General features: G+C 37.6%; 11 protein-coding genes and 2 pseudogenes. All 13 read right to left on the bottom strand.

Annotated elements, in window-relative coordinates:
* Window positions 1–86: 86 nt before the first annotated feature.
* Window positions 87–548: a hypothetical protein gene (locus FTU67_RS10430; protein WP_168397152.1), complete on the bottom strand. Its 462-nt coding sequence runs from the start codon at window positions 546–548 to the stop codon at window positions 87–89.
* Window positions 545–2,107, bottom strand: a complete 1,563-nt coding sequence (locus FTU67_RS10425; protein ID WP_180057790.1) for a hypothetical protein — start codon at window positions 2,105–2,107, stop codon at window positions 545–547. The genes FTU67_RS10430 and FTU67_RS10425 overlap by 4 nt, the downstream gene beginning before the upstream one ends.
* 1 nt (window position 2,108) lies before the next feature.
* Window positions 2,109–2,732: pseudogene (locus FTU67_RS10420) on the bottom strand (DUF2345 domain-containing protein); the annotation flags it as partial.
* A pseudogene (locus tag FTU67_RS10415) lies at window positions 2,731–3,180 on the bottom strand (hypothetical protein); the annotation flags it as partial. The pseudogenes FTU67_RS10420 and FTU67_RS10415, both read right to left, overlap by 2 nt.
* 18 nt (window positions 3,181–3,198) lie before the next feature.
* Entirely contained in the window at window positions 3,199–3,663 is a 465-nt protein-coding gene (locus FTU67_RS10410) for a hypothetical protein (RefSeq protein ID WP_163146133.1), read from the bottom strand.
* Between the two features lie 41 nt (window positions 3,664–3,704).
* Window positions 3,705–4,142 (bottom strand): hypothetical protein, encoded by a 438-nt coding sequence (locus FTU67_RS10405; RefSeq protein ID WP_227554623.1) that lies wholly within the window; start codon window positions 4,140–4,142, stop codon window positions 3,705–3,707.
* Window positions 4,143–4,174: 32 nt separating this feature from the next.
* Window positions 4,175–4,525: a hypothetical protein gene (locus FTU67_RS10400; protein ID WP_373684737.1), complete on the bottom strand. Its 351-nt coding sequence runs from the start codon at window positions 4,523–4,525 to the stop codon at window positions 4,175–4,177.
* Between the two features lie 87 nt (window positions 4,526–4,612).
* Complete coding sequence (locus tag FTU67_RS10395; protein ID WP_180057787.1) at window positions 4,613–5,068, bottom strand: hypothetical protein; 456 nt, start codon at window positions 5,066–5,068, stop codon at window positions 4,613–4,615.
* 342 nt (window positions 5,069–5,410) lie between these two features.
* Complete coding sequence (locus FTU67_RS10390) at window positions 5,411–6,052, bottom strand: hypothetical protein (RefSeq protein WP_168397148.1); 642 nt, start codon at window positions 6,050–6,052, stop codon at window positions 5,411–5,413.
* 7 nt (window positions 6,053–6,059) lie between these two features.
* Window positions 6,060–7,991 (bottom strand): sodium/proton-translocating pyrophosphatase, encoded by a 1,932-nt coding sequence (locus tag FTU67_RS10385; protein WP_168397149.1) that lies wholly within the window; start codon window positions 7,989–7,991, stop codon window positions 6,060–6,062.
* Between the two features lie 4 nt (window positions 7,992–7,995).
* A complete protein-coding gene (locus FTU67_RS10380) occupies window positions 7,996–10,794 on the bottom strand; it encodes a type VI secretion system Vgr family protein (RefSeq protein WP_180061714.1) in 2,799 nt (932 codons plus the stop codon).
* Between the two features lie 139 nt (window positions 10,795–10,933).
* Window positions 10,934–11,737 carry an enoyl-ACP reductase gene (locus FTU67_RS10375; protein WP_005182307.1) on the bottom strand — a complete coding sequence of 268 codons (804 nt, stop codon included), beginning with the start codon at window positions 11,735–11,737 and terminating at the stop codon, window positions 10,934–10,936.
* Between the two features lie 148 nt (window positions 11,738–11,885).
* Window positions 11,886–12,620 (bottom strand): Bax inhibitor-1/YccA family protein, encoded by a 735-nt coding sequence (locus FTU67_RS10370; RefSeq protein WP_016659546.1) that lies wholly within the window; start codon window positions 12,618–12,620, stop codon window positions 11,886–11,888.
* Between the last annotated feature and the right edge of the window lie 347 nt (window positions 12,621–12,967).

Here is a 12,967-nt window from a genome sequence, read left to right as displayed (position 1 = left end):
CACCGAAAAGATACCTACTCCCACTTCAACAGCAGAAATCTTGAAATAAAGAGGTGCTGATATGTATAAACAACTTATTTAAGATATTAAAAACCTAAATAGACAATAAATTTTGCTATATATTTCGACGTAAACATTGAAATCCCAAAAAATAGAGAGACAAAAGCTAAGACCTCATTTGTGATTATCTGTTTTCCAAACTTTTCACATAAATAAATGACATTATCCTGATAAAGGTTTGGATACAAGCTTGGACTCTTTTCTCCACGTTTGGCGAAATATGACATCTTCTGTTTAAAATATCTATGCTGTACAAAATATGAGAACCACATCAAGGAAAATATAAAATTTAGTTGCATTACCTTTTCAAAAGAAACTCCCACCTCATCTAAGTATTCTTCGATACCATAGATTCTTTCAGAAAGCTCTTTACTATTTTTCTTTATAAATAAATAGTTATATATATATATAATTAAGACCAAAGAAAGAACCAAAATTATTGAGCCATAAGCAATCCAAGCTTCATAAATAAGTTGCTGATCATTCATTTACATATACCAGTAATATTTTTAGATAAATCTTCCATATATTCACTCCCATATTTACCCCCAACAATAATACCCGTTCCCACTACAACGGCAGTTACTGTCAAAGAAACAGGTAAAGATATAGTATACCCAACTGCTCCAGCCACAGCACCAATAATATAAATTATCCCCCGTGCTGCCACTTTTCCTCCCAAGCCACCAATAGCCCCTCCTGCGGCTCCCCCAGCAATCTTACTACCTTCAATCATAGCCACTTTCTTCGTAAGCTCCATATCTCCCGTGTTGTAGGCATCCATTGTATTTTTAAAGAAAATCGCAGCACCTAGACCAATCACCAATTGCTTACCCATTCTTAAACCGATACTGATTTTCCCTAAATCGACGATCATCTTATCGTAATGCTTCAAACCACCTCGTACAGCATCTGAACGTATAAGAGAGTCCGTTTTCATATACTTTCTCATTAAAGGAATTTGAGTCTGAGGCTCAACAATATGCATATCTTTGAGTGCTGTACCCAACTGGCTATAAAGTGAGGCATATTTTTTCTTAAAATCTGAAAAATGCTTTGGGTTCGAATATTTAGATTTCATTAGCTGTTCACTTTGATAAACAGCCATAATCGCATCATTGCTTTTTATCACTTTTTCTAGTGATGTTTCTTTCATGACTAGAAGCTCATTCTTTTTAAGCTTTCTATCTCGCTCGCTTTTTTGTTCAGCGCTATCTACAATTTGCCCCGTTCTTTCTTCAACTTGATCTAGTAGATCATCATCACCTTGACAGTATTCCTTCCTAAACTCATCAACTGTAACGACTTTCTTTTGGTCACTTACATTGGCTAATGCCATTTCAGTAGCATGTGACCAATAATCGTACAAAAGTTCATAATTTGCAGCAAAAAATGCCGCATCAAAATTTGAGGACTTTCTCAATAGCTTCAATTTTTCTTCGACGCTGCTCGCTAACCGCTTATATTCACTCAGCTTAAGATCATTACCATATTTATTTGATAAAATGACCACCTGACACGGCTTAAGCACAGTCATTGGTCCATTGGTTGATAACCCTGGCAAATGGGCATTATTATTTTTAAAAATAGAAAATTCTTTTGCCGTAGGAGGGTATGCATAGATACGTTTTAACAATGCATCGACAGTCTCATCTTCTCGAATCAACAACCAACCAACTTCCATACCTTCTTTTATATAAACTTTTTGGATTTTATTTTCTTCTATCGGGGAACTTTGCGCTTGATGGTATTTAAACTTGATCTCTGTAAACTTTCCGCTTTCAGATTGTGCTAAATGTGGAAGGATTGCGCCTTGATACCATTTATCGTCTAAGAAAATATCAACTTGAACTACTGCAGTATCATAATTCACCTCAATTTTATGGGTTTTCATAAACTTATTAAAAGGTGTCAGTTTAGATACATAGGTAGATTTAGCTTCAGATGTTTTTGCTGTAATCACATATTTCAAACGTGGCAAAGCAATATGTTTTGGCACATTCTTTAATACAGCTTGTGCAAGCTTAGGTTGAGGATACTTTGCCATCTTAGTTATCCAATTTCTTTATTTTGTCATTGATTGCATGTAGATAGTAATTCTCTTGCTTATCAGTGACAAATGCCTGAGTCAAGCCATTCACATCTGTTTTTCCATAGCTTACATGCCCTTGATCATTCATTAACATGTAAGAAGTGAAAGGCAACAACGCTTGTGTTTCAGTATCTCGCAATTCAAATTGTATTTTGTGTAATCCCAATTTAGGCATTAAAGGAATGGTTGCATGAACATTTTCACCACTCTTAAACAAATGCTGCCCCGCCTTTACCTCGAATTTTCCGCCTGTGGTCGGAAAAATCCCCGAGCCATTAATCTTGATTTGTGAACCACCGGCGGTCAGATTAATTTCGGTTGGACTGGTAATATAAACCGCATCTTCCGTCGAAATAATTTGCACCCCTTTTCTGGCAATAAGATCTGCACCATCACCCTGTGCCTGAATCTCGACTTTGCCTTTACCCGCATATAAACGTGCACCGTCTTGTGCTGCAAACAGGCTTAGTTTCTGGCTGGCATGTGCAATCAAAGACTGCTGCGTACTCAGGTTAATACTCTCTCCGGCACTGTGACTGATCTGACCATCAGCAGAGAGATGTACATCTTGCTGGCTACTTGATGGGTTGATCCTGATCATTGTATTCTTGTTGGGTCTCTCGCCCTTCAAAATCAATTTGACGGGTAATACGTTTTTGACTATCACGGCTGTACCACGATTCACGTCCATCTGCTAAACGAGTACGGTAGGTAAATCCATTCAGATCAAAATAGTAATAGGTCGGGACATCGTAAGCGTCATAAACAGCGACTTGGCGTAAGCGAGGATGCCATTTGAGTTTGGTATGGTAACTACCATCATCAGCCCATTCTTCAATTGCTTTAGCTTTGGCTTCAGTTGATTCATAGCGAATATTTTGCCCACGCCCTGTACGATCGGTATAACGTGTAAGTTGATGGAAATGGTTGTATTCATAGTTTCGGACATGACCATTTTCATCAGTAGCTTTTATCAAGTTGCCTTGTGTATCATATTGATAACGAACTAAAGGCTCAGCCTGTTCATCAACAAATATTTTTACAAGTTATCTTTTATAAAAAAGGTCAATCAAGATAAATACTGCAAAAGTAAGAATTATTAAAAAATTTATAATCCAATTGATAAACATCCATCGATTGTGATTTTTTCTAAATTTATCAATATTTTCGATATAAGCATTAGGAGTCAATTTCATTGGAGTTTTTTTATCTCTAATACTTGGAAATGGTTTTTTTTTATTATATTTAAAAATATTATTTAATATTAACTGAACATCATAAGTTGTCAAAAAAAAGAAGGTGGTTACATCTAAACTATTTAATATCCCTTTAGAAACATTCGTTGTTCCATAATATAAATTTAAAAAATCATCCCTATGTTTTTTTATATAAATTTTATTATAAACAATAATAAAAACAACTAAAAATGCACTAAAAAAGATTGCTATAATCATAGTTGCAACCATAGGGTCCTCTAATAAATTAGACACCATTTCCTGATAAACAGACATATCAGAACTCTCTTTACACCTAAATTTTTAAGTTAAGAATTTTAAATAAAAAGTATTATATAAATTAGAAAAATAATAGCCAATATATATGTTATATAAAAAGATATCAGATTAAAAATCAGCCACCCCTTCCTATTCTTTTTAAATAATTCAATATTCTCTTTAAAAGCATTCGGCGTCATATAAAATGGTTTAGCATGAGAGTCATTAATAGAAGGGAAACGTATTTTTCTCGATGAAATCACTTCAAAAGAATAACGCATCAAAAACCAATATGCGACAACAACCAAATCCCCACCTACTCGATTAAAGATGACTCCATTATTCCTCCCAAAAAACAAATCAATAAAATCATCTTTATAAATCGAAATATAAATTTTATTATATATATATGTAAAAAACATTAACAACAAATTAAAAAGAATAATTAACATAACAAAATTCATTAAAATAGTATTATTTTCAATCATTTCTTTCATCACGAATAAAACCTCATTCATAACTATACCTTTTAATCACACACACCCGTATATTTCCTAGCAACTTGTGTCCCACCATAACTACCAGCAAATCCACCACCAACTCCTAGCGCAACCGCACCAATACCTGCACCAACAATACCACCAATCGCAATTGATGCTCCACCTGTCACAGGTGATAATATTAAGCCAATCTTCGCTCCCGCCATAGCACCTAATTCTGCTTTACTCAATGAGTTCACAATTTTAAGATTATCACCTAATAAAGCTTTCATTTTTGCTCCAAATGGATACTTATCTGAAGGTTGCTCATATATTCTATTAGAACAACCTAATTGAATTAATAAGGAAGAAATTAATATAATTTTCCAAAAATCATTCACACAAATCCTCGCCCCATTTATTATAACTATAAGAGGCTTTGTTGCATAAATATGTAAGCATCTGATTTAAATAAATTTAATTTTGGATCAAAAAATAATCAAAACTTTTAAAATCATATAGTTATGAAATCTTTGTGCAACAAAGCCACTATAAGATATAGCATCAGAATTATAATCAGTTATATTTAGTTTACCTCCTTGATAATCATAAACACCAATTGCAGTAGGGCTAACAATATTAATACTATTATTAGCTCCTAAACAATATGTATCTACCCCTTGTCCATGCCCCTTTAATATCCAACCATCTTTTTCTAATTGATTAATTACTTTTTTCAATTTATTAGGATCTTTTTCAAATCTAAAAGAAGAAATTTGGACTTCTGCTTTACGTATTGAGTTCACAATTTCAAGGTTATCCCCTAATAAAGCTTTCATTTTCACTTCAAATGGATATTTATCATAAGGTTGAGAATAAATTTCACCACATCCAGTAAATATAAAAAGTATAAAAACAACCAAACTCAAATTATTTAACTTCATACTTATTTGCCCCTAACTAATCTCTTAACTTTATCTTTACACTTAAATAATTTTTTTCTACTAAATATTTATTATCAGTAATTCATTTCCACAGTACAATGTTCCTTGTTCTTGATAATACATACCAATATTCCTTTCTTTTTCAATTGAAGGGCTTTGTTGCATAAATATGTAAGCATCTGATTTAAATAAATTTAATTTTGGATCAAAAAATAATCAAAACCTTTAAAATCATATAGTTATGAAATCTTTGTGCAACAAAGCCACTTTATTGCAGGCGTTGGGTGGAAGTCCGATACAATCATTAATTTGAAAAAAGCCCGTAAGGGCTTTTTTTATATTTCACTCATTTTTAAATTTATATTCAAGACCACTAAAAAAATAAATTCTTTTCAATGTATACTCCCAAACAACTAGAATTAATAAAATTACTGCATACATATATAAATTTGATTTTATCCCATTCATCATTTCACCAGCATCAAATCTATATAAAGGATTCAATATAATAAAATAAGGACCAATCACAAATACATATGAAACGAATATAATTTTAAAAAATCTTCCATCACCCCAAACTTTTCCATTTGCCAACTCAAAGTCACATGAAAACTGATCAAGATTATCATCAATGATACTATTATTTTTATACTTATGTTGCATATCTTTAATTTTACCAATAGATAAATACAAATCAATCACCATAAAAACAAGCAAGCAAACAAAAATTTCAAACCATCCATTTTTTACAGTTAAATAAATAGCCCCAAAAGAATAAAATAAAATAATTGAAAAAATTAATAAAACATATTTAAAATAGTATTTTTTATAATTAATACGACCTAATACTAAGAAAATACAACCCAAAAAAATACTAGCTAACAAGTATTTTAAATATCCAAATTGCACATAAGACCAAAAAACCAAAAGTGAAAAAAAAGAAATTATAAAAATTGACTTATTAATTAATTCAAATTTCTTCATAAAAACCTCAATTTAATAACCAATTTGGTATCGTATAATTAATACCAACTATCTTACTTATAGATTCAATTAGTTTCTTAATATTGCCAGCAAAACCATCTTGAACTTTGTTTAAAAGGTATTTTATTCCACCAGTGAAATTTAAATAATAACTATCGAGAGCGTCAATAAGAAATCCTATTACAAAACCAACTATTAATCCAACGGCTAACACAGCTACGAATGGAGCTGTGACACCCACGAAAGCTGTAAGAATAAAAGAAGTAACCAATGTTGTAAGTATGGTACCTATAACTGTTTTAACCGCTACTCCAACAAGAGTAGAAATTAGATTTGTCCAATCTTTATTTGCTTTATCAGTTGATAAATGCTCAATAACTTCTGAAGTTGCTACAATAAAAAAACCTATTAATGCACCTGTTTTTATTGATTTCCACGTAATAGGCTCCTTTACAGGAATATTGTTCATAACCATCTTTTTCTTGAGGTGCCGAATTGCATTCATATTCATTTGATAACGTAAGTGAGAAAGCCCCAAAAAAAACAACATCAATGTTTTATTTTGAGTTTTGACAGCGATTAGAATATCTTTAGCAGCAACACCTATATTTTTAAAAAAGGGTATTAAATATTTATTTATATAATTATCTCTAAGTGCATTCTTTGCAATGTCTGTGGTTCCTGTTACTGTTGCTGAAAATACAGGTACAATCCCATTATCCCATACAAAATTTGTAAAAATTGCATTTACAATTATTGCAAACTCTTTATCGCTACAAGTTTTTAGATCTTCTAGATCATACTTTTCTCTAAACTTCTGATCATTACAATTAGTTGAAATAGTATATGTTAAAAATTCAGCTTTTTGTTGTGGTGCATCCTTAACACCTTTTTGTGCATCTTCCATCAATTTTTTTGCACCACTAGAGGGTGGCTTTGGTAATTCAAATTTACTCTGTCCAAAAGATATTGTTTCATTCTCATTTGGAAATTTAGCTACATTTATTGTTGCTATAGCCTTCTTAGTTTTATAATTTTTAATAATTAAAATACCTTTAAATTTCTTCGGTATTCTAATCGTTATTTCTTTACCATCTTGCCAAGTTACTGCATTTTGAGAATTTAAATTTGGAGCAATAAGCTCTCCCAAGTCTTTTCGTTCGAGTTGATAAGTGGTACCCGCGACTCTACTAATACTAATTACCACTTTCCTATATTCATTCAATCTTTGTGCTACTGTCTTACTTTCTTTAACAGCTTCTTCTGTTTTATCTTCCCAAAAGACTTTTTCTAATGATATTTCTCTGTAATGGAACTTAGATCCTATAGGAATGACTCGTGGTGCAAAAGTAGTTGATATCTCATTTGATTCTTTACCATCTTTTTTCACAACTTTAAGATGAATTCGTGCTAATGGACTTACATCTGTAAATAGCTTTATAAATTTTGCTTTAACTTGTTTTGGATAACCACCATCTAAAAGGCTTGAAGGCTCAGTTGTATATGTTTTTGTTAATCCATTTTTAAGACTATTAGAGAGCGTTATGATCCCTTTTTCACCTGTTGGCTTAAATTCAAAATGGTATTTAATATTCTTATCTAAATTTATAGCTTTAGGTGCTGTAAATTTAACTTGAATATATCCTTTTTCAACGTTTACGGTTTTTATACTCGTTTTTTCTCGCGTATTCTCAGTGCAATTTTTAACCACATAAGTTGGTATATCATAGGTATTTGTTTTTAGATTAAATAACTCTACCCTAATATCTTCTGATTTTTCAGTTGATATGACTATTGTTTCCCCTGTAGAAGAGGTTAATAAATTTTCCTTCAATATCTTACCACTTGAGGCAACAATCCTATATTTGGCTCCATCGAAATTTTCCCAATGTCCTGCTTGATGTCGATATCTAATAATAAATTTTGCTGTGAAAGACATATCTTTACTCTTCATTAAATTTTATATTTGAATCAAAGGTAGTATCAAAATGTATAAATATTTTTTCTTGGATATCCGTTTGAAACAGACTAGTTTCACCCTTGGCATTCGTCTTACCAGTTTCAATATTTCCACTTTCAAAAAATGCCATATATTTAATATTAGGCATTGGTTTCCCTATATCATTTCTTGCAATAAATTTTTTGGTGAATTTTTTAGTAATTAACTCAGGGAAACTAGGTAAATCAACTACTAGCTTCTCTCCACTAACAAAACTATGCTGCCCCGCCTTCACCTCAAACTTGCCACCCGTGGTTGGAAAAATCCCCGAGCCATTAATCTTGATTTGTGAACCACCGGCGGTCAGGTTAATTTCGGTTGGACTGGTAATATAGACCGTGTCTTCCGTCGAAATAATTTGCACCCCTTTTCTGGCAATAAGATCTGCACCATCACCTTGAGCCTGAATCTCGACTTTGCCTTTACCGGCATATAAACGTGCACCGTCTTGTGCTGCAAACAGGCTCAGTTTCTGGCTGGCATGTGCAATCAAAGACTGCTGCGTACTCAGGTTAATACTCTCTCCGGCACTGTGACTGATCTGACCATCAGCAGAGAGATGCACATCTTGCTGGCTACTTAAAGCAATAGAGTTTGGTGCGCTAAGAATCATTAAGGCCTGTTTAAAAGCAGCGGCTTTATTTTCATCCTGCTGTTCGATCTGCTCTAAGAAGCTCTTTAAGTTATCGAGAACCTCTAAAGGATCGGTCTGCTGATTCTTGGCCACTTCACTTAAAGCTTGGGCATTGTTCAGTGAGCCTTCAATCTGACTCTTGGCTTCGCTGGCATCAAGATGGTTACCTTCTGCCTGTGCCTGTGGATGAGTGGAAATCAGTAGCCCTTCTCCGGCACGAACTGCACCCCACTGATCGGTTCTCAGCTCAAAACCTTCACCCCGGCCGTCACTTTCGGCGCTGGCTTTGGGATGGCTCAAGTTCCCCAGGTTCAGTTGGGTCGCACCATGGCTGCTTTGCAGCTGGGCTGAAATCTGCTTCGGAGTATCATCAAAGCGCAGCTGGTTAAAGCCACTGCCTTCAATTTCCTGTGAGCGGATACCACTGAGTTTTTTGGTGTCGGGTAGCTGGCCTAGGGTATCAAAGCGGGTTGGCGAGCGTTCTGCTTCATGTAAACGCCCCACCACAAATGGCCGGTCGATGTTACCGTCAAAGAAGTCGATCACCACAATTTCATTAATCCGTGGCAGGAAACGTGCCCCGTAGCCTTCTCCGGCCCAAGGTGTCAGTACATCGACCCAGGCGGAATCGGTGTCATTGTCATTGCTACCGGCCCCACCATCATGCTGATGGTCATCACTGCGGGTAAACAGGAAGCGGACTTTAATCCGTCCCCATTCATCGACATGGATGCTTTCGCCAGCAGGACCGACTACCCGAGCACGCTGCGGATGGGCTGCTGGTCGGTGCTGTAGTGGATGGTATTCCGGGACGGTGCGGATGTAGCGACGTTGCAGGGTTAAGGTATTGCCTTGACGTTCATCCGGGTGTTGTTCGTGTTGAAAGCTAAAATGGCTATGCCAGTGGCTTTGACTGAGTAACTGGTTAATCTGCTGATTGAGGTCTTTGGGTAAGTTGTTCTGGTTATAGAACTGTTTGCCGGTAATTAGAAATTCTTTGTCGGCTGCGCTGTGCTGGTCAATTTCCGGGTGTTCATTCAGTTCAAACCAGTAGCCAACCTGGGCATCACGGACGGTGGAATGGGCGCTGAAGTATTTGGATTGCAGGTCGTGGTAGTGACTGAGGTTCTGGTTCAGTTTGTCCAGCTGGTTATTAGAGGATGCGGTGGCCTGGTCTTCGCCATTTAAATCCTGCATCCAGGCCGGGCTGATCTGCCAGGCTTGTTCCAGGCTGAGGCTGGCATTGTCCTGATTATGGCTGTGCTGGTGTTTGCTTTGCACTGAACCGGCGCCTTCTTCCTGGCTGAGGCTGTCTGACTGCCAGCGTTGTAGATGTACGGCAGTCGGTTGCAGGCTGCGCTGGGCAATCAACTGGGTGATGCTGTCTAATTGTTCGGTGGCACTGGAGCGATGAAAGCGGATACTGCGACGATTTAAGGCGCTGTACTGGCTGTTATCATCAATCAGGCGCAGTTTCTGGGCCTGAAGCGGGCTGCTGGAATGTAAGACCTGTAACTGGGCTTCATCAATCAGCCAGTTAATGCCTTCACTGCGCCAGAGCCGGGTCAAAAAGTCATAGTCGGTTTCATTGGACTGCATGATAAAGGGACGCACATCCAGTTCCTGGGTCAGTCCGGTTAAGTCCAGGGTCAGGCTGGCGGCAAAGAGCGGGCTTTTGTTTTGCCATTCTTTAAATAAGATCTCACTGACCTCGCGCACGCTTTTATTCATAAACACGCGGCTATTACGGCGTTTATGCCAGAGTGCAGTCGGATCTTCTAGCGTGAGTTTATAGAGGGTGAGTGAGCCATCACTTTGGCCTTGCGCTGCGGCGGTGATGATGCCGCTGCTGCGAAACAGCTGGCCCTGATCAGTGACCTGATCGATGGCAACTTGCGCGCCGATAAACTGTTTTAACGGAATCTGGGCATTGGTCGAAAGACAGATCAGTTCGGCATGTAAACCGTCATTGAGCTGGTGTTCACCGTCGATGCGCTGTAAAAAAACATCGGTATTTAAGGCAGGCTGAGAAAATTGAATATGGAGGGCACGTTTTTGTGGGCTGAGGCCTAATTTTTCTAGTGCTGCAAATATATTGCTTGGCATCATTGTTCTGTAATAAATAGCTAAAAAAAAGTGTGGCTATTTTATACAAAATAACCACATAAAACATCGCTTCAACCCGGCCGCTTGTTTATCAATATGTAACTATCCGATAAAAAGCCAGCACAGGTTGAAACATTCCGACTTATTCTGCGTCCATCATGGCGGCGCTCATACCCACAGTATTAAAGCCAGCATCTACATACAGAATTTCACCGGTAATCCCGTTGGCCCACGGTGAGCACAGGAATAATGCAGCATTGCCCACTTCTTCAATGGTGACATTACGTTTTAATGGGGCAATTTTTTCGTTGGCATCTAACATTTTACGGAATGACTTAATTCCTGATGCAGCCAATGTACGGATTGGACCGGCAGAAATGGCATTAACACGAATGCCTTCAGCACCCAGGCTAGAGGCTAAATAACGCACCCCTGCTTCAAGCGAAGCTTTGGCCATGCCCATCACGTTGTAGTTTGGCATTACACGCTCAGAACCCTGATAAGTCAGGGTTAATAAACAGCCTTGACGCGCCTGTAATAATGGTTTTGCGGCACGCGCCATCGCAACAAAGCTGTAGGCACTGATGTCATGCGCAATTTTAAAACCTTCACGGTCGGTCACGTCGGTAAAGTCACCATCTAAGGTATGGGCTGGTGCGAAACCAATTGAATGCACCACGCCATCCAAACCATCCCAATGTTGAGCAAGATCGACAAAGACCTGTTCAATTTCAGCATCTACCGCAACATCACAAGGAAGAACAATTTTAGAACCAAACTGTTCTGCAAATTCATCCACACGTTTTTTCAATTTTTCATTCGGATAGGTAAAAGCCAGCTCTGCACCTTCACGATGTAAAGCCTGAGCAACACCAAATGCAATGGATAATTTACTCGCAATACCCGCGATTAAAAAGCGTTTACCCGCTAATAGTCCTTGTGCCATGTGAATCTCACTCATATTGATTTTGCAGTATCATGCCAATTCTGAGCCAATTCGGAAATTGCATAATGCGCCTTTTTTTCAATTCCTCCGAAGAAAATAAAAATCGCGCAAAGGTTGCGCGATGTTAATGTCGATAAATGCAGGGAAGTTAATCATTGCTTTGCAATAAGCCCAGCAAACGCAGGAAGGAATAATACATCCAGACCAAGGTGGCCAATAAGGCAATGGCGCTCAGCCATTCCATGCTTTTCGGTGCACCTTGTGCTGCACCGGTTTCAATCAGGTCAAAGTCTAGAATCAGGTTTAAAGAGGCAATCACGGCCACAAATGCTGCAAAGCCAATTCCAAGCCAGTTGCTTTCAAACAGATAAGGAATACTCGACCCCAAAGCCAGACTCAGAAAGATTTGCACCACAAACACCATCGCAATCGCAATTGAGGCCGACATCACCACCGCCTTAAATTTTTCAGTGGCGCGAATTACCCGAGTACGATACAGCACAAACATCACCAATGTGGTCACAAAGGTAGCCAGCAAGGCCTGTAATGGCACACCCGGAAACTGCAACTGGAAGATCACTGAAATCCCGCCCAGAAAGGCCCCTTCAAACAGCGCATAGGGAATGGCCAGCGTGCGCGCTGTATTTGGCTTAAAGGTGGCCACCAAAGCCAGAATCAGTCCGCCAATGGCACCGACAATTGCGCCGGCATAGGCAATAGAAAGATTGGCGGTCAGGAAACTGTAGAAAAACAGGCCGATGCCCACCACGGCGGCAATTAAAGTCAGCAGGACAGATTTTTGGATTGCTCCCTGCACGCTCATCGGCTGGGCATAATCACTCGACACCTCAACGCGTGTCAGGATCGGGTTATTACTTTGCATGATTTAAGGTACTCCGATCATTGCAGCAAATGGGTTTTGAAATACTCATTGCTCCTATCATAAGCGCGCAGCTGCATCCTGTCTAAATAATCACCAAAAAGATTACATCTTTATAACGGGTAATATCTCTGGATCACATCCGAATAACAGCAAATGAAAAACGATAGAGATAAAAAAAGAGGCCCAAAGCCCACTGCTGTCCCATAGTTTGCTTTAAATAAAAAAACCTGAGTCCTAACAGTTAAAATATGAGTGCAAACAAACACTTTAACGACCAGGATTCAGGTTTTGTCACATCAGAATACCGTATTTCATGAGCTAATTAAACCTGTTGTGCGACAGGATTT

The sequence above is a fragment of the Acinetobacter sp. YH12132 genome, assembly GCF_013418645.1.
GTDB lineage: Bacteria > Pseudomonadota > Gammaproteobacteria > Pseudomonadales > Moraxellaceae > Acinetobacter > Acinetobacter indicus.
Note: the sequence above shows the minus strand (reverse complement) of the source record. Positions and strands in the feature narration are given on the sequence as shown.

Bases quoted from the DNA above. Each gene is read 5' to 3' on its own strand.
- FTU67_RS10390 (WP_168397148.1), bottom strand. From the start codon at position 6,052: ATGAAGAAATTTGAATTAATTAATAAGTCAATTTTTATAATTTCTTTT.
- FTU67_RS10375 (WP_005182307.1), bottom strand. From the start codon at position 11,737: ATGGCACAAGGACTATTAGCGGGTAAACGCTTTTTAATCGCGGGTATT.
- FTU67_RS10405 (WP_227554623.1), bottom strand. From the start codon at position 4,142: ATGAAAGAAATGATTGAAAATAATACTATTTTAATGAATTTTGTTATG.
- FTU67_RS10410 (WP_163146133.1), bottom strand. From the start codon at position 3,663: ATGTCTGTTTATCAGGAAATGGTGTCTAATTTATTAGAGGACCCTATG.
- FTU67_RS10385 (WP_168397149.1), bottom strand. From the start codon at position 7,991: ATGTCTTTCACAGCAAAATTTATTATTAGATATCGACATCAAGCAGGA.
- FTU67_RS10370 (WP_016659546.1), bottom strand. From the start codon at position 12,620: ATGCAAAGTAATAACCCGATCCTGACACGCGTTGAGGTGTCGAGTGAT.
- FTU67_RS10425 (WP_180057790.1), bottom strand. From the start codon at position 2,107: ATGGCAAAGTATCCTCAACCTAAGCTTGCACAAGCTGTATTAAAGAAT.
- FTU67_RS10395 (WP_180057787.1), bottom strand. From the start codon at position 5,068: ATGAAGTTAAATAATTTGAGTTTGGTTGTTTTTATACTTTTTATATTT.
- FTU67_RS10380 (WP_180061714.1), bottom strand. From the start codon at position 10,794: ATGATGCCAAGCAATATATTTGCAGCACTAGAAAAATTAGGCCTCAGC.
- FTU67_RS10430 (WP_168397152.1), bottom strand. From the start codon at position 548: ATGAATGATCAGCAACTTATTTATGAAGCTTGGATTGCTTATGGCTCA.